Annotated in this window: 15 protein-coding genes; 5 read left to right on the plus strand and 10 right to left on the minus strand. The window is 55.8% G+C overall.

What is annotated here, in order from left to right; all coding sequences use genetic code 11:
• Positions 1–59 precede the first annotated feature (59 nt).
• Both QRN10_RS19505 and QRN10_RS19510 read left to right on the plus strand, forming a co-directional pair.
• Positions 60–1,487: an MFS transporter gene (locus QRN10_RS19505; protein ID WP_502941441.1), complete on the plus strand. Its 1,428-nt coding sequence runs from the start codon at positions 60–62 to the stop codon at positions 1,485–1,487.
• Positions 1,484–2,758 carry a glucarate dehydratase family protein gene (locus QRN10_RS19510; protein ID WP_253506610.1) on the plus strand — a complete coding sequence of 425 codons (1,275 nt, stop codon included), beginning with the start codon at positions 1,484–1,486 and terminating at the stop codon, positions 2,756–2,758. Before QRN10_RS19505 ends, QRN10_RS19510 begins: the two co-directional genes overlap by 4 nt.
• A gap of 31 nt (positions 2,759–2,789) precedes the next feature.
• Here QRN10_RS19510 and QRN10_RS19515 read toward each other — a convergent pair whose 3' ends face one another.
• A complete protein-coding gene (locus QRN10_RS19515) occupies positions 2,790–3,080 on the minus strand; it encodes a hypothetical protein (protein ID WP_181080792.1) in 291 nt (96 codons plus the stop codon).
• Positions 3,081–3,279: 199 nt separating this feature from the next.
• Here QRN10_RS19515 and aotJ point away from each other — a divergent pair, with 199 nt between their 5' ends.
• Positions 3,280–4,056: an L-arginine-binding protein AotJ gene (aotJ, locus tag QRN10_RS19520; RefSeq protein WP_285428935.1), complete on the plus strand. Its 777-nt coding sequence runs from the start codon at positions 3,280–3,282 to the stop codon at positions 4,054–4,056.
• A gap of 144 nt (positions 4,057–4,200) precedes the next feature.
• Here the strand turns inward: aotJ and QRN10_RS19525 are convergent, their stop codons facing one another.
• The 4 genes from QRN10_RS19525 to QRN10_RS19540 form a co-directional block, all read right to left on the minus strand.
• Complete coding sequence (locus QRN10_RS19525; protein ID WP_181080794.1) at positions 4,201–4,827, minus strand: helix-turn-helix transcriptional regulator; 627 nt, start codon at positions 4,825–4,827, stop codon at positions 4,201–4,203.
• The gene (locus tag QRN10_RS19530) at positions 4,827–5,960 is read right to left on the minus strand and encodes an NAD(P)/FAD-dependent oxidoreductase (RefSeq protein ID WP_285428936.1); all 1,134 of its coding nucleotides are present in this window, start codon (positions 5,958–5,960) and stop codon (positions 4,827–4,829) included. The genes QRN10_RS19525 and QRN10_RS19530 overlap by 1 nt, the downstream gene beginning before the upstream one ends.
• The gene (locus QRN10_RS19535) at positions 5,957–6,892 is read right to left on the minus strand and encodes an ornithine cyclodeaminase family protein (protein ID WP_181080796.1); all 936 of its coding nucleotides are present in this window, start codon (positions 6,890–6,892) and stop codon (positions 5,957–5,959) included. Before QRN10_RS19535 ends, QRN10_RS19530 begins: the two co-directional genes overlap by 4 nt.
• 67 nt (positions 6,893–6,959) lie before the next feature.
• Positions 6,960–7,898: a LysR family transcriptional regulator gene (locus tag QRN10_RS19540; protein WP_285428937.1), complete on the minus strand. Its 939-nt coding sequence runs from the start codon at positions 7,896–7,898 to the stop codon at positions 6,960–6,962.
• A gap of 108 nt (positions 7,899–8,006) precedes the next feature.
• Here QRN10_RS19540 and QRN10_RS19545 point away from each other — a divergent pair, with 108 nt between their 5' ends.
• Positions 8,007–9,506 carry a CoA-acylating methylmalonate-semialdehyde dehydrogenase gene (locus QRN10_RS19545; RefSeq protein WP_181080797.1) on the plus strand — a complete coding sequence of 500 codons (1,500 nt, stop codon included), beginning with the start codon at positions 8,007–8,009 and terminating at the stop codon, positions 9,504–9,506.
• A 183-nt stretch (positions 9,507–9,689) separates the two neighbouring features.
• On the opposite strand, the gene QRN10_RS19550 is transcribed toward QRN10_RS19545, so the two are convergent.
• From QRN10_RS19550 to QRN10_RS19565, 4 genes are read right to left on the minus strand one after another with little or no spacing between them, the layout of a single operon-like run.
• Complete coding sequence (locus tag QRN10_RS19550) at positions 9,690–10,688, minus strand: aKG-HExxH-type peptide beta-hydroxylase (protein ID WP_285428938.1); 999 nt, start codon at positions 10,686–10,688, stop codon at positions 9,690–9,692.
• Positions 10,689–10,705: 17 nt separating this feature from the next.
• On the minus strand, positions 10,706–11,614 hold the full coding sequence (locus tag QRN10_RS19555) for an acetamidase/formamidase family protein (protein WP_181080799.1): 909 nt from the start codon (positions 11,612–11,614) through the stop codon (positions 10,706–10,708).
• The gene (locus tag QRN10_RS19560) at positions 11,601–12,209 is read right to left on the minus strand and encodes an ATP-dependent Clp protease proteolytic subunit (protein WP_285428939.1); all 609 of its coding nucleotides are present in this window, start codon (positions 12,207–12,209) and stop codon (positions 11,601–11,603) included. Before QRN10_RS19560 ends, QRN10_RS19555 begins: the two co-directional genes overlap by 14 nt.
• A 22-nt stretch (positions 12,210–12,231) precedes the next feature.
• Complete coding sequence (locus tag QRN10_RS19565) at positions 12,232–13,140, minus strand: FkbM family methyltransferase (RefSeq protein ID WP_285428941.1); 909 nt, start codon at positions 13,138–13,140, stop codon at positions 12,232–12,234.
• 802 nt (positions 13,141–13,942) lie between these two features.
• On the opposite strand from QRN10_RS19565, the gene QRN10_RS19570 reads away from it, so the two are divergent.
• Complete coding sequence (locus QRN10_RS19570) at positions 13,943–15,193, plus strand: glycoside hydrolase family 68 protein (RefSeq protein WP_285428942.1); 1,251 nt, start codon at positions 13,943–13,945, stop codon at positions 15,191–15,193.
• Positions 15,194–15,334: 141 nt separating this feature from the next.
• On the opposite strand, the gene QRN10_RS19575 is transcribed toward QRN10_RS19570, so the two are convergent.
• Positions 15,335–15,631, minus strand: a complete 297-nt coding sequence (locus QRN10_RS19575) for a DUF6124 family protein (RefSeq protein WP_034137793.1) — start codon at positions 15,629–15,631, stop codon at positions 15,335–15,337.
• Positions 15,632–15,941 lie beyond the last annotated feature (310 nt).

Consider the following 15,941-nt stretch of genomic DNA (forward strand, 5'->3'; position numbering starts at 1 on the left):
TGGTATCAATCGAATGCCAAGTTAGATTAGACGGGATCAATGCCAGGCGTCCATGATCGATGCGTCCCTACAAAAATAATGATCGGGAGTCGCCCTTGGATACCTTCCACAACCCGCCGGACCCCACCGTGCTCGCGCGTGCGGCCGCCAAGGTCAAACGTCACGTGCTGCCGCTGTTCGTGGTGATGTTCATCGTTAACTATATCGACCGGGTCAATATCGGTTTTGTGCGCAGCCACATGGAAACCGACCTGGGCATTGGCGCGGCGGCCTACGGCCTGGGCGCCGGGCTGTTTTTTATCGGATACGCGATTTTCGAAGTGCCCTCCAACCTGTTACTGCAACGCTACGGCGCACGGGCCTGGCTGACGCGCATCATGTTCACCTGGGGCGCGGCCGCGATGGCCATGGCCTTTGTACAAGGCGAAACCAGCTTCTACGTGCTGCGCTTTGTTCTCGGCGCCGCCGAAGCGGGGTTTTTTCCCGGCATCATTTATTACTTTACCCAGTGGCTGCCGGCCGCCGAGCGTGGCAAGGCCATGGCGATTTTTTTGAGCGGCTCGGCCATCGCCTCGGTGATTTCGGGGCCGGTGTCGGGCGCGCTGCTGGGCGTGAGCGGCCTGAGCCTGCACGGCTGGCAATGGATGTTCCTGATCGAAGGGTTTGCCTCCATCGTGCTCTGCGGGTTCGTGTGGTGTTGGCTGCAGTCCCATCCCCGCGAGGCGAGCTGGCTCAGCGCGCAGGAAAAGCATGCATTGGTCAGCGCCATCGACCATGAGCAGCAGGCCCGTGAAGCCGCCCAGATCAGTCGTCCATCCCTGTTCAAGCTGCTGGCCGACAAACAGATCGCGCTGTTTTGTTTCATCTACTTCTCGATCGCCCTGACCATCTACGGCGCCACGTTCTGGCTGCCGAGCATGATCAAAAAAATGGGCGACCTGGGGGACTTCCAGGTGGGCTTGTTCAATTCGATTCCGTGGTTGATTTCCATCGTCGCCATGTACGGTTTCGCCTCCGTGGCCAGCAAGTGGAAGCACCAGCAGGCCTGGGTTGCGCTGATGCTGGTGATCGCGGCGGTCGGCATGTTCATGTCCACCATCGGCGGGCCGGTGTTTGCCTTTGTCGCCATCTGTTTTGCCGCGATTGGTTTTAAAGCCGCCTCGGCGCTGTTCTGGCCGATCCCCCAGGGTTACCTGGACGCGCGGATCGCGGCGGCGGTGATTGCCTTGATCAATTCGGTGGGCAACCTCGGTGGCTTCGTCGCGCCCACCACGTTCGGATTGCTCGAGCAGACCACCGGCTCCATCGAGGGCGGCTTGTATGGCCTGGCCGCGACTTCGCTGGTGGCGGCGGTGCTGGTGTTTTTTGCACGCACCGCGCCGCGTGCCGGTGCGCCTGTTAACGCGGTGAGCGTCAAGCCCGCCGTTGCCGAACCTTCCACCGATCATCACGCCATGCGCTCAGGCCTGCAGGGAGCCGTCTCTTGAAAATTGTCCGCGTTACCGTCACCCCGATTGCTTTTCGCGACCCGCCGTTGCTCAACGCCAGCGGTATCCATGAACCGTTCGCACTGCGCTCGATCATCGAGGTGGAGAGTGACACCGGCTACATCGGCCTTGGCGAAAGTTACGGCGATGCGCCGGCACTGGCGATCCAGCAACGGGTGCAGCCGCAGCTGATCGGCCTCGACCCGTTCAATCTCAACGGCTTGCGCGCTATCGTCCAGGCTACCGTCGCGGCCCATACGCCGGCGAGTCTGCCCGGAGCGGAATTGGCGCCGGGCTCCCATGCCAGCAAAGCAGTCAGCAATGCGTATTCGGCGTTCGAGGTGGCCTTGCTCGACCTCCAGGCCCACGCCTTGAACGTGCCGTTGGTGGACCTGCTGGGCGGGGCGATCCGCGAGCGCATCCCGTTCAGTGCCTATCTGTTTTTCAAATATGCCGAGCACGTTGGTTCACCCTACGCACCCGACCCCTGGGGCGAGGCGCTCAATGAGCAGCAGATCGTCGCGCAGGCGCGGCGCATGATCGACACCTATGGTTTCAAGAGCATCAAACTCAAGGCCGGGGCGCTGGACCCCGAGCATGAAGTGGCGTGTATTAAGGCGCTGAAAAAAGCCTTCCCGGGCGTGCCGCTGCGCATCGATCCGAACGGCAACTGGTCCCTCGACACGGCAATACGCATGGCCGAGTTACTGGGCGACGACCTGCAGTATTACGAAGATCCGACCCCCGGCCTCGACGGTATGGCCGACCTGCACAAACGCACCGGGTTAGCGCTGGCGACCAACATGGTGGTCACCGATTTCGATGAGTTCCGCCGCAGCGTGGCGCTGAACAGCGTGCAGATTGTGCTCGCCGACCACCACTATTGGGGCGGCCTGCGTGACACTCAGGTGCTTTCGAAGATGTGCCAGACCTTCGGCCTGGGCGTGTCGATGCATTCCAACTCGCACCTGGGCATCAGCCTGATGGCCATGGCCCATGTGGCGGCCGCGGTGCCCAATCTGGACTACGCGTGCGACACCCATTACCCCTGGCAGGCGCCGGACGAAGAGGTGATCAAGGGCGGCAAAGTGCCGATTGTCGATGGTTGTGTGCAGATCACCCGCGCTCCGGGGCTGGGCCTGGAACTGGACCATGGCCAATTGGGCAAGCTGCATGATCAGTATCTGAGCTGCGGTATTCGTCAGCGCGACGATGTGAAACAGATGCAGCGTTATCAACCGGATTGGAAGGCCGTCAAACCGCGTTACTGAAGCTGGTCGCTTCGTTTGCCCGACGACGCAGTCATGCGCCGCCGGGTTTTTTTTGCTCTGCGGATTTTGGCGCCGGCGAACGCTCCTGCTCCATGGCGCGCCGGATGCGCATCAGGTCCTGATACGCCTCGGTGCGCTTGGCGTCGGCGACCTGCTTGGCTTCGGTAAAGCGCAGCCACGCGGCGGCATCCGCCAGGCTGGTGCCGATGATGTCGTAGGCCGCCTGTTCCAGGCGGTCGGCTTCGAAGAACAATTCGGTGTTTCTAGCCAATTGCGCATCCCAATCGGATGGTTGCGACGCTTCACGCTTGTTTGCTGCCATGGCGCTTGCCTCCAGGTCGTCCTTCAGTATTGAGGGAGCGGGGCATGCGAACGTTCAAAATAGTGCATGGGGAAACGTCGCAGCGGTGTGTAATTGACGTGATGTACATAAAAGTCCAGTATGGATTTATAAGTACAAAAAACTGCGTTGCATTTTTCTTCACTCTTGCCAAACCAACAACAACCTGCGAGACACCCCCATGAAGAAACGCTTGCTGATCCCCGCCCTGGCCTTGAGCCTGCTTGCCGCCAACCATTTGCTGGCCGCTGAGAAAACCCTGCGCATCGGCATCGAGGCGGCTTATCCGCCGTTCGCCTCCAAGACCGAAGAGGGCAAGATCGTCGGCTTCGACTACGACATCGGCAATGCGTTGTGCGCGCAGATGAAGGTCAAGTGTGTGTGGGTCGAAGGTGAGTTCGATGGCCTGATTCCTTCCCTCAAAGTGAAGAAAATCGACATGGCCCTGTCGTCCATGACCATCAATGAAGACCGCAAGAGGTCGGTGGACTTCACCCACAAATACTATTTCACCTCCTCGCGCCTGGTGATGAAGGAAGGCGCGGTGGTGGATGACCAGTACGCCAGCCTCAAGGGCAAGACCGTCGGCGTACAGCGCGCCACCACCACCGACCGTTACGCCACCGAGGTGTTCGAGCCCAAGGGCATCAACGTCAAGCGCTACGGCAATAACGAAGAAATCTACATGGACCTGGCGGCCGGGCGCCTGGATGCGATCTTTGCCGACACCATCCCGTTGAACGATTTCCTGCAGATGCCACGCGGCAAGGGCTACGCCTTCGTCGGTCCGGAACTCAAAGACCCGAAATACGTGGGCGAAGGCGCGGGCATCGCGGTGCGCAAGGGCAATAGCGCGTTGGTCAGCGAACTCAACAGCGCCATCGACGGCATTCGCGCCAGTGGGGAGTATCAGAAAATCTCACAGCGGTACTTCAAGTCGGATATTTACGGCGACTGAAAGGGCGCCATCGGGGGCAAGCCCCCTCCCACAGGCAAGCCACCTTCCACAGGGTATGGCTGATGCCCGGTGCTCCAAGTGTGGGAGGGGCTTGCCCCGATAAATGTCAGTCACTACTGCAATCAGGCCCGTGACCCCATTCGATCAGCCCTTGAGTTCCTTCAAGTGCTTGTAGACCGTCGCCCGCCCCATGCCCAGCACATTGGCCACGTAGTTCGAGGCACTCTTGCCCTTGAACGCGCCTTCGGCATGCAGCGCCAGTACCAGTTCGCGTTTGTGGTCACGGGTCAGCAGGTTCAGGCTCAGTTGGCGTTCGCGCATCCAAGCGTGGAGGAAGGTGTTGATACGCTCCTGCCAGTCATCGCGAAACAGGGCATCCGGCTGTGGAATCAGTTTGCTCGGCGACAGGAACAGGTCCAGCGCGGCCTTGGCGTTTTCGAACAGCGAGATGTTCAGGTTGATGCACAGCACCGCCAGCGGACGATCCTGGGTGTCACGCAGCACGGTACTCAGGCTGCGGATTTTCTGACCGTCCCAGTTGAGCTTTTCGTACGGGCCGATATTTACTTCGCTGACGTCATCGCTGAGCAGGTCCTCCAGCGCCGAATCATCGCCGATGGCGCGCTTGGACAGGTTGTTGGCGATGTAATCGACGGTCTGCGTGCGCAAGTCATGCAGCACCACTTCGGCATGTGGGAAAAACAACGTGGCGATGGCGTCGGCAATCGCGCGGAAATTCTGCAGGGCCTTGTCGTGTTCGGCGGTATTCATCAATGGGGCTCCAGGCGGGCGGGGGAGAGCATACCAGCGTCCAGCCCGAAGCGGGTCAGTGCCTGCGGCAGCGGTGCTCCGCGCACCAGTGCCGCGCTGGCCTGGCCCATCGCCGGTGAGGTCTGAATGCCGTAACCGCCTTGTGCCGCGACCCAGAACAGCCCCGGCACCTGGGGATCGAAGCCGCTGAGCAGATCGCCATCGTGCACAAAACTGCGCAGCCCGGCCCAGGTGCGGGTGGGGCGGCGGATGCTCAAGGTGGTGGCTTTTTCGATCTGGTAGATGCCCATGGCGATATCCAACTCTTCAGGCTGCACATCCTGAGCCTGCACCGGGTCGGCATTGGCCGGCGAACCGAGGAACATGCCCGCGTCGGGCTTCATGTAGAAGGCTTCGTCCAGCGCCACCAGCATCGGCCACCCATGGCTGTCCACGCCTTCGGGGCCGGCGAAGATAAACGCCGAGCGCCGCTTGGGTTGCAGGCCAATGGGCGCCGCGCCGGCCAGCTCGCCGATAAGGTCGGCCCAGGCGCCGGCGGCGTTGATAATGATCGGCGCGATGAAGGTGGCGTCCCCGGTGCTGACCTGCCAAAAGCCGGCACGTTCGCGACTCAACCCCAGCACAGCGCTGTCGGTACGCACCTCGCCGCCATTGCGCCGGATACCGCGCAGATAGCCTTGGTGCAGGGCGTCGGTGTCGATGTCGCTGGCGGTCGGGTCGTAGAGTGCGCCGTGGACTTTTTCCCGCCGCAGGATCGGTAACATCTCACAGGCTTCATCGACGCTGAGCTGCACGACCTGGGGCACGGTGGCCTTGGCGCTGAGGTATTGCGCGTTCAATTCGGCTGGGTCGCCGGTGAAGTCCACGGTCATTTCGCCCCGTGGCGTGAGCAACGGGTGTTCACAGAAACCGGCGGGCGGGTGGTCGAAAAAGTCGCGGCTGGCCAGGGTCAGCGCGCGCACCTGCGGGGTGCCGTAGGCGGCGGTATAGAGCGCCGCCGAACGCCCGGTGGAGTGATAGGCCGGGTGGCTTTCACGTTCCAGCACGATCACCTTGCCGTGCGGCGACAGCCAGAACCCCGTGGACGCGCCGGCAATGCCGCCGCCGATGATGATGTAGTCCGCGTGGTTCATAGCTGTCTCCAGAGGGCGTTGGCCAGGGCAATGTCTTCCAGGCCCAGGCCGATGGAGCGGAAGAAGACGTGGCGATCATAGGTCGGGCGTGGCGCCAGGTCGCTGAGCAGCTCGGGCAGGTCGCCGAGCACCATGCGGGGGTGCCAGCCGTGCTGTTCGGCGGCGATCAGCATTTCACCGGCCGCGGCGGGGGTGGTCTGGCGATAGTCGCAGAACACCTGCATGTTCGTGAGGCTGTGGGGCGGCACTTCATGGGCGCGCGGTGCGTTGGTGCTGATGGAGGTGATCAGCGCCGGCTTACTCAGGCGCGCCGGGTCGAGTACGGGGCCTGCCGAGGAAGTGCACAGCAGGATCACGTCGGCGTCGTCCACCGCCGCCTCGCAGCTGGCGGCGACGCTCAGGCGCGGGTCAAGGCAGTGGAGGGTGTCGTGATTGGCCGTGACCGCGCTCGGCGAAAACACACGAATGCTCTGCCAGTCCCGCAGGTTCTTCACATACTGCACATGGGCCTGGGCTACTTTGCCGCTGCCGATAATCGCCAAGCGTTGGGCCTGCGGAGCGGCCAGTGCGTCCACCGCCAGCGCCGTGGTGGCGGCCGTGCGTGCGGTGGTCAGTTCGGCGGCGTCGCACAGCAGCAACGGCTGGCCGGTGTGCATCGACATCAGCAGCGTCCACGCCGTCACCAGTGGCCCTTGTTCGCGCACGATGTAGGGCGAAGTCTTGACCCCATACACCCCCTCATTGGCCAGCACACCGAGGTAGTTAATGAAGTCACCGGCGCCGTGGGGGAATGCCACGAGCTGTTGCGCCGGCTGCACCGCGTGCCCGGCGGCCAGGTCGCGGAACAGCGCCCGCAGGATCTGCGGTACGTCGAGGCGGTCCAGGTGTTGGCGGGCCTGGGTCTGGTCGATCACAAAAGGAGGAGTGAGCATGGGTGTCTCCGGCGTAAACTAATTTGTCCATTATGGACTTTTAGTTATTTCTGGCAACGGATAAATATTACCCTTTGAATGCAAACCCACCGGATAGCCTGCCTTTCAGATATCCCACCAACGCACTTACCGACTTGGGCACATGGGGTGAGTACGGGCGGATCAAATAGATCTCATCGGCAAACGCGCCCTTGAGCGTCCAGCCTTTAAGCACCTGTATCAGTTTGCCGCTGGCCAGCGCGGCGTGGGCGCTGAAATCGGGGAGCAGGGCGATGCCCAGGTGGTGCAGGGCCGCATCGCGCAAGGCTTCGCTATTGTTGGTGGCGAAGCTGCCGGCGATGGGCACGGTGATGCGTTCGACGTTTTTGTGGTTGCGTTCGAAGGTCCAGGCCGGTTGGTCGCTGCCGCGCGGGTAGAACAGGCAGTTGTGCGCCGACAGCTCGCCGGGCTCGCGCGGTTCGCCGTGGCGTTGCAGGTAATCCTGGGTGGCGACCAGCACCGATCCGGTGTCGCACAGCTTCCAGGCCACATGGGTTTCCGGCACCTGAAAACCATGACGCACCGCCAGGTCATAGCCCTCGGCGGCGAGTGAACTGAGGGCATCGGACACGTCCAGTTGGATTCGCACCTGCGGGTATTGCTGCAGGAACCCCGACAGGTGCGGCACCAATTGCTGACGGGCAAACGCCACCGGCGCGGTGAGGCGCACCAGGCCGCGGATTTCCCCGGCGGCGTCGCGCACCGACGAAAAGCTGCGAGCGATCTGCTCATAGGCACTGCGCACGTCGCGGGTCAATGATCGCCCGGCCTCGGTCAGCCGCACACTGCGGGTGGTGCGCGTCACCAGGCGGGTGCCGGTGGCTTTTTCCAGGTCGGAAATCCGCTGGCTGACGGCGGACTTACTCACCCCCAGACGCGCGGCGGCGGCGGTGTAGGTGCCGTGCTCTTCCAGCACGGAGAGCCAGTGTATGTGGGTCCACAAGCCTTCGATCTCGGATTTTTCCATGGCTGGATTGTTCACCTATAAGGACAATAAGTTCTGGATTCTGCTCTGGTTCGAAACAAAGCGAAAGCCTAAGGTGTGTCCCAACGCTACCCACCGGGATCGACTGCCATGACCAGCACCATCGAGCACTACATTAACGACCAGCGCGTTTCCCGCGATGATCGCTACCAGGATGTCTACAACCCGGCCACCGGCGAGAAAACCGCTCGCGTTGCGCTGGCCAGCCAGCAGACTGTGTCCGAAGCCGTCGCCGCCGCCCAGGCCGCTTTCGCCGGTTGGGCCGACACCCCGCCGATCCGCCGCGCCCGCGTGCTGTTCCAGTACCTGCACCTGCTGCGTGAACGCAAAGACGACCTGGCGCGCATCATCGTCGCCGAACACGGCAAGGTGTTCACCGACGCCCAGGGCGAGGTCGACCGTGGCATCGATATCCTCGAATTCGCCTGCGGCATTCCCAACCTGCTCAAGGGCGAGCATTCCGACCAGGTTTCCCGGGGCATGGACAACTGGACCATGCGCCAACCCCTGGGCGTTGTGGCCGGCGTCACGCCGTTCAACTTCCCGGTGATGGTGCCGATGTGGATGTACCCCATCGCCATCGCGGCGGGCAACACCTTCATCCTCAAACCCAGCCCGACCGACCCGAGTGCGTCGTTGTTCATGGCCGAGTTGCTGCGTGAAGCCGGCCTGCCCAAGGGTGTGTTCAACGTGGTGCAGGGCGACAAGGAAGCGGTGGACGCGCTGATCGAACACCCCGACGTCAAGGCCGTGAGCTTCGTCGGCTCCACGCCGATTGCGCAGTACATCTACGAAACCGGCGCGCGCCACGGCAAGCGCGTGCAGGGCCTGGGCGGTGCGAAAAACCACATGGTGGTAATGCCCGACGCCGACATCGAAAAAACCGTCGACGCCTTGATGGGCGCCGCCTATGGCAGTGCCGGCGAACGCTGCATGGCGATTTCCGTGGCGGTGCTGGTGGGCGATGTGGGTGACAAAGTCATCGCCGCCCTGACCGAACGCGCCAAGCACCTGCGCATCACTGATGGCCGCGACCTTAAAGCCGAGATGGGCCCCATCGTCTCTCGCGCCGCCCTGGAACGCATCAGCGGCTACATCGAACAAGGCGTGCAGGCCGGCGCACAGTTGCTGCTGGACGGGCGTGACTACGTTCCCAGCGAACCGGGCCTGGAAAACGGCTTCTGGCTCGGCGCGACACTGTTCGACCACGTGACCAAAGAGATGAGCATCTACCGCGAAGAAATCTTCGGCCCGGTACTGGCCTGCGTGCGCGTGAATGACTTCGCCGAAGCGGTAAAGCTGGTCAACGACCACGAGTTCGGCAACGGCGTCAGCTGCTTCACCCGCGACGGCCACATCGCCCGCGAATTTGCGCGACGCATCGAAGTGGGCATGGTCGGCATCAACGTACCGATCCCAGTGCCGATGGCCTGGCACGGCTTCGGTGGCTGGAAGAAGAGCCTGTTCGGCGACATGCATGCTTACGGCACTGAGGGCGTGCGCTTTTACACCAAGCAGAAGTCGATCATGCAGCGCTGGTCGGAGAGCATCGAACAGGGCGCGGAGTTTGCGATGCCGGTTTCCAAATAACGGTTGGAAGAGTTTTGCAGAACCAATGTGGGAGGGGCCTCCCACATCGCCAATACAAGAAAACGGTCATTCACTTGGAAAGGGTGGAGAGGAACTATTTATATAAAAGTAAAAGGAAGCCTAAAAACTCTGGTTTCGCGGGTTAAAATATAACTACCAACAGTTAGGTATCGATTGGTTTTCTCATATTTCTAACTCACAATCTTCAACCATTTGCAGGCAGCCATTATAAATTTCTTGGCCGTAGATCGTGAGTTTTGCATTTTTCGAAATAATGCTGGCGGTCTGTAAGAATTTAGTTCTGAATGAAGCGGGGTTTCCACGTTCATTATAGTTTGTTTTAATGTTTTTGAAGTTTAGGCTGTGCGGTGAGCTACGATGAATTTGATCAAAGATGTATACCGTTCTCGCGAGGACAAACATAGCGTGAAATATTGCGCTTAAAGGCCGTTTGTCATTCCTGAAAGGGGTGTAATAGAGCTGTTCTGAATGATTGTTGAAAATTGGATCGATTGTCCAGTGTGCGTACAATAAGTTATGAGCTGATTCGTGAGTGACATGTTCAATATACCTCGACACATCATCTGTTTCTTCTTGCTGGCTGATGTAGATGAGGCCTAGTGTATTAAAGTTTGACCCGGCTCTAATGTTTCCAGAGCTGAATATTCTTATTTCCTCAATGATAAATTCAATTTCATCATAAAGTGAGGGTGCGGCGGTTTTTATGATGTCGATGGCTGACTCAATCATGAGCTTTGTAGGATAGGACTGCTCGGGACTGTCAAACGCAATAGGCAAGAAGTCATCATTTCCATAAGTATGTCTAATGTCGGAAAATATCGCGTTAAGGCAGATTGACTCTTGAGAGCTAGTTGATTTCAAGAATGGGTTTATGGACAGTTTTTTGTAATTGGTGTGAGCATTAATTTTAAGTAATTCAGATGCTGCAGAGTTGTAGATGGGATTTCTGTTTGTACAATGATTTAAAATAATATGGTGAGCGGCAAAGAAAAATGGAGGTGCTTTTTTTGAGTCTCGAAATTGATTTATTAATGCCGCAAAAGGCGTATCGTTTAGACTGTTTTTCTTTAGTAAATAGTCAAAGCTTTTCCACAAACGTTCTGAGATGTTTAAAAATAGTTCTTTGGCGATATTTATATTTGGAGTTGTGATGGCGTTCATGGATTGCTCCCCAATGCCTATGAAAAGTATTTTAACTCTATACCTATCGCTACAATATTTGGATATCCAATTTTTATAAGCTGTAATGTGCTTCCATGGGCCAGTAGTAGTCTAGTTAGGTTGTCATTAATTCCTTTGTGAGTTAATGCTTCGTAACCTTGTGAAAAAGCCTTGGCTATCCCGTCGTTTATGGTCGATCCGACGCCCATAAAATACACGAGGTTATCTACAGTGACGTGTAGGCCCTTGTGTATGGGGGCACTGCAGACCTCTGCTGAAAATGTTATTTCAGCTGTAACTTCTATGCCCGTTCCGCCGACTTCGCCATCGGATTGGCAATAATGAACGTCTCCTATATAAAACTCAGCATTGTCATTTCTAATGGGTAGAAAAATTAATGCGTCCTGTTTAAAAAGCTTGCAATCAAAGTTGCCGCCATATTGGTCCGCATCCAACGAGCTTAAGGAGGCTTCACCAAGATTTTCAGCACTTCTTAAACAACCGATCATTAGAGACTTTCTCAAAGCGATTGAGCGATCAATTTGGCGGCCTTTAATGGGATAGCAAAATTCATCTTCAATTTTCCAAAAAATGACTGGCTCACCGAGAACATCTTTTTTTAGTGTTTCATCTAAATGGGTAGGTAGAAGTCCACAAGATGAAAGTCCAATATCACGAGTATGTATAATGCCTTCTATATTTAGCGCAATGGTTTCACCAAATTTTGCTCCTTTCAAGCTGAACGGACCAGAAAGGGGGTTCAGAAAATCACTGCATTTATTTAGGTTTTCGTCATAGCCTAAGTTGTCTATGGTTTTTATCGTATAAGATTTTTTCTGTTCTAAAATTTTCGCATTCTTTGAGTTTTCGCCGAAGGATGAGAAATGAGATTTTTGTTTAAGCCGGCAAGTTTTAGAATATTTCATGTTCAGAGGTCACTATTTTGTGGACCAGTCCATATTTTACTGACTCTTCGGCGCTTAACCAAAAGTCGCGCTCTGTATTTTGTCTGATTATTTCTATGGGTTGCCCAGTGGCGTCTGAGAATATTTTGTTTAGTCGCTCTTTCATAAAGCTAATTTCTTTTGAGTAGGCGCCGAAATCTTCTGCTCTACCGTGAAAGCCACCAGATGGTTGATGGAGAAGAAAGCGAGTGTTGGGTAGGGAGTATCTATTTTCCTTATCAGCCGCTACATATATCAGTGCGCCAGCGCTAGCGACCCACCCGGATCCTATTGTAAAAACTTTTGGTTTTATGAATTTTATAGTGTCATAGATCATATCCCCTGACTCAACGTGTCCGCCTGGAGAACTGATAAAAATAAATATTGGATCGTCGCTAATATGAGATAACGCATGAAGTTCTCTAGCTGTATTGTAGGCTAGGTTGTGGTTTATTTCTCCCGTTATAAATATTTTTCTTGATGCAATTAGGCTATCTGTAATTTTAATTGATTCTTTTATTTTTGAAATTGATTCATTTTCAGGTTTTTCTTGCTCTGAGTTAAATGGGTCTTTCATTTTCTGAGTTTCCGTTCAGGTTTTAGTTGTAATTTATTTTTTGCGCTATTTTGGCTAAATATGTATTTTCGTCACTGCTTGATTTGATGCATGTATTTGTGAGATTGGATATAAGTGACGCATATTCCGAGAGATAATTTGAGCCAAATTGATGGTCGTGAATTTTTAAACAATGAGCTGAGAAGTCGTAGGATTTATACAGGTTATGAAAGATACAGGCGAGTTTTATTAGTTTTCCAGGTTCTTTCCAAAAGTCTATATCATATAAATTGTGAAAATAGAAAGCGTCTGCCCAAAGCCACTGGTTTATTCCATTTATGGGAGAGTTATCTATTTCAATTCCCCGTGGGGACCTCGTGCCGTATCCTGTAAAGCAATGGAAGGAAAAATCATTGCCGGCTAAAAAAGTATCGACGTCACGAAATAAGGGTTGTCCTTTATATTTTTCAATAAACGACACCTCAATATGAATCCCCAGAAGGTTGGATAAGTTTCTCCTTCCATTTTCCAGGACATTTAACTCGGCTCCTTGGACGTCTATGCTGAGGAAATCAAAGATTTCATCCTGGAAAATGTCGTCCATTTCATCTACATGTAGGCTGACGCGGTCTATGACGTTGTAAAAGTATTCCATGCCTGAGTATTTGGATAGTGTTTCTGTATCTGGCTCTAGGAGCGATGAACACGAAGGTAGTTGGCAGATGTTCAGATAAGAAAGCCCTTTTGTACCTAGCGCTAAATTATGAATTTTTGCATTTGATAGTTTGACTAGTAGCTCATTCGTGCTGGTGTCTGGCTCTACTGCAGTAATCGTACATAGATTATTTTTGATCAGGTTTTGATATATCGGTGCTTCCCCTGGCGTCATCCGAGCTCCGATATCAATGATGTTTATTTTTTCTCCGCATAACCAGTTTGTAAAATCGATCATGTCGCACTCCTGGTAAGGAAGAGCGGCACCTTCCTTAAGCATGCCGCTCTTGTTATAGGCGATGCAGATTAGTTGACCACCGCCAATACTACTTTTCCATTTTCGCCGTTCAGGCTAAATACTTTCGCCAGATCGACTTCGGTAACAGTTTTTTCATTACTCATACGTTGTCTCCTTTGCTTAAGTACAGGGAGTGCGCTGCGCCATTAATCTATAATCCCAAAACAGAAATCGGTCAAAGATTTTTAAAAAAATCCGAAATTTCCTAGTAATATTTTTTATTGAAGGAAGCATCCTACTTTTCGAGGATTTTTCTTACATTCCTTTAGGCGCGAGAGTTCAGAATTTTCGTTAGTAAGGCTAACGTTTGTAAGGCCAGTAATCGGAAAAATACATTCTGGTATTAGAGCTTGGAAGTGTGTGGGTAGTTTTTAAATTCTTCAACGACGACAAAGCGCTGACATCGGGCAGGCGTAAGTAAGCTCGCGCCTAACCTGGGCTTGGCTGTTTAAGTCCAGGGCTTCACTGCACCGAAATATCCAATTAACGATTCACCGTGGTCTTCGTTACTGGTTGGCACGCTGCTATCGGAGCAAACCCCTCCCGCATCTGGATATTTTCACTCAAGGGTTGACGCCCAGGCGAACGCCGAATACTGTATATAAACACAGTTTTTAAGCGCTGATTGTCCAGGAAGGACGCTTCAGCCCCGCTGGGCACTGTGTGTAGGTCAATGGATCAACTCAATACGCTGGCTCGCCACGACGGGCCGTATCCAAGCGTCAATGAAAAGGACTTCATCATGAAACACGCCACTATTATCCCCACTCGCTGGACACGCGCAGATGCGCTCAAAGTGAATGAAAATGACCCCACCACGACTCAACCGCTGGTGCCTGCCGACTTCCCGGTGATGAGCGACACGGTGTTTATCTGGGACACCATGCCCTTGCGCACGCTGGACGGCACGGTGGTTTCGGTCAACGGCTGGTCCGTGATCTTCACCCTGACGGCCGACCGTCGCCCCCATGATCCGCAATTCATCAATGCCGATGGTCGCTACGACATCAAGCGCGATTGGGAAGATCGCCATGGTCATGCGCGCATCTGCTACTGGTACTCGCGCACCGGCAAAGACTGGATCTTCGGCGGCCGCGTGATGGCCGAAGGCGTATCGCCGACCACGCGTGAATGGGCAGGTACACCGATCCTGCTCAATAACAACGGCGACATCGACCTGTATTACACCTGCGTCACTCCGGGCGCGACGATTGCCAAGGTCCGAGGCCAGGTGGTCACGTCCCAAAGCGGTGTCGAGTTGCGCGGTTTCACTCAGGTCAAGGCCCTGTTCGAAACCGATGGCACCTACTACCAGACCGAAGCGCAGAACGCGACCTGGAACTTCCGCGACCCCAGCCCGTTTATCGATCCCAAGGACGGCAAGCTGTACATGGTGTTCGAAGGCAACGTAGCAGGTGAGCGCGGCACTCACGAAGTGGGCGCGAACGAACTGGGCCTGGTGCCGCCAGGGCATGAACATGTGGGCGGTGCGCGTTACCAGGTGGGTTGCATCGGCCTTGCGGTGGCCAAGGACCTCAATGGCGATGAATGGGAACTCCTGCCGCCCCTGGTCACCGCCGTCGGGGTGAACGATCAGACCGAGCGGCCGCACTACGTGTTTCAGGACAACAAGTACTACCTGTTTACCATCAGTCACAAGTTCACCTATGCCGATGGCATAACGGGCCCGGATGGGGTCTACGGGTTTGTCGGCGATCATCTGTTCGGCCCCTACACACCGATGAACGCTTCGGGCCTGGTACTGGGCAACCCGCCGTCGCAGCCGTTCCAGACCTATTCGCATTGCGTGATGCCCAATGGCCTGGTCACATCGTTTATCGACAGCGTGCCCACCGCCGGCGGCGACTACCGCATCGGCGGCACCGAAGCGCCGACGGTCAGGATTGTGCTCAAGGGGGATCGTTCGTTCGTGCAGGAGGCGTATGACTACGGTTACATCCCGCCGATGCGCGATGTGGTGTTGAGCCAATGACAGCAGCGCAACGGTCAGCCTGATTCATCAGGTGTAAACCAACCCGACTGTAGGAGGGGGCTTGCCCCCCGATGGCGGTGGATCAGTCAGCTTCTGTGTAGCTGACCCACTGCTATCGGGGGCAAGCCCCTCTCACATTTTCTAACCGTGTTTCAGGCAGTTGATTGAGCGATCTACCGTGGTTTTGGCAATTTCAAGCAAATGCCACACTGCCAGGATTTTCGCTCGCTCTGGGCTCGTCAGTTGCTCGCCACAATCCAACGCCGTCGCCGATGCGCTGTCGAGCAGGCTGGCGGTGTAGAGCAAGGCGTCTTCGAAGCTCAGGTCTTCGTTGATGGAGTGAAAGCCTTGGGTCGGCAGGTAATGGTCGATGGCGCGGTTGAAGGCGGCGCGGTCTTTGGCGGGATCGAAGGGTGGATCGGGGACGACTTTGTTCATGGTGTAGTTCCTGTCTGATCAAGGAGCCGACACGCTTTGCGACTAAACGAAGGTGGCGGCTGTACGCAGGTTAGTCGACCGGTCAGAACAGGAACCCGGCGCACCCGAAGGCGCCCTGCGCACAGCCACCATAAAGCTTCATGGGAAACATGCGCCTGTTCTGAATCCGGGCGACTAAACCCGATCACTGATGAGCAGTGACGGACCGCAGACTAGCCATCGATTCCAACAGGCACAAGGCGGCGAGGATTGTCTAGGAAACGTCCTGCAATTAAAAGGGATGTGGCTTGCTGGCCCTTTACAAACCATG

It is taken from the genome of Pseudomonas sp. lyk4-R2A-8 (assembly GCF_030209095.1).
GTDB classification, from domain to species: domain Bacteria; phylum Pseudomonadota; class Gammaproteobacteria; order Pseudomonadales; family Pseudomonadaceae; genus Aquipseudomonas; species Aquipseudomonas quebecensis.

Excerpts from the sequence above, each read along its gene's own strand:
- QRN10_RS19505 (WP_502941441.1), top strand. The coding sequence starts at position 60 with ATGCGTCCCTACAAAAATAATGATCGGGAGTCGCCCTTGGATACCTTC.
- QRN10_RS19515 (WP_181080792.1), bottom strand. The coding sequence starts at position 3,080 with ATGGCAGCAAACAAGCGTGAAGCGTCGCAACCATCCGATTGGGATGCG.
- aotJ (WP_285428935.1), top strand. The coding sequence starts at position 3,280 with ATGAAGAAACGCTTGCTGATCCCCGCCCTGGCCTTGAGCCTGCTTGCC.
- QRN10_RS19525 (WP_181080794.1), bottom strand. The coding sequence starts at position 4,827 with ATGAATACCGCCGAACACGACAAGGCCCTGCAGAATTTCCGCGCGATT.
- QRN10_RS19530 (WP_285428936.1), bottom strand. The coding sequence starts at position 5,960 with ATGAACCACGCGGACTACATCATCATCGGCGGCGGCATTGCCGGCGCG.
- QRN10_RS19535 (WP_181080796.1), bottom strand. The coding sequence starts at position 6,892 with ATGCTCACTCCTCCTTTTGTGATCGACCAGACCCAGGCCCGCCAACAC.
- QRN10_RS19540 (WP_285428937.1), bottom strand. The coding sequence starts at position 7,898 with ATGGAAAAATCCGAGATCGAAGGCTTGTGGACCCACATACACTGGCTC.
- QRN10_RS19545 (WP_181080797.1), top strand. The coding sequence starts at position 8,007 with ATGACCAGCACCATCGAGCACTACATTAACGACCAGCGCGTTTCCCGC.
- QRN10_RS19550 (WP_285428938.1), bottom strand. The coding sequence starts at position 10,688 with ATGAACGCCATCACAACTCCAAATATAAATATCGCCAAAGAACTATTT.
- QRN10_RS19555 (WP_181080799.1), bottom strand. The coding sequence starts at position 11,614 with ATGAAATATTCTAAAACTTGCCGGCTTAAACAAAAATCTCATTTCTCA.
- QRN10_RS19560 (WP_285428939.1), bottom strand. The coding sequence starts at position 12,209 with ATGAAAGACCCATTTAACTCAGAGCAAGAAAAACCTGAAAATGAATCA.
- QRN10_RS19565 (WP_285428941.1), bottom strand. The coding sequence starts at position 13,140 with ATGATCGATTTTACAAACTGGTTATGCGGAGAAAAAATAAACATCATT.
- QRN10_RS19570 (WP_285428942.1), top strand. The coding sequence starts at position 13,943 with ATGAAACACGCCACTATTATCCCCACTCGCTGGACACGCGCAGATGCG.
- QRN10_RS19575 (WP_034137793.1), bottom strand. The coding sequence starts at position 15,631 with ATGAACAAAGTCGTCCCCGATCCACCCTTCGATCCCGCCAAAGACCGC.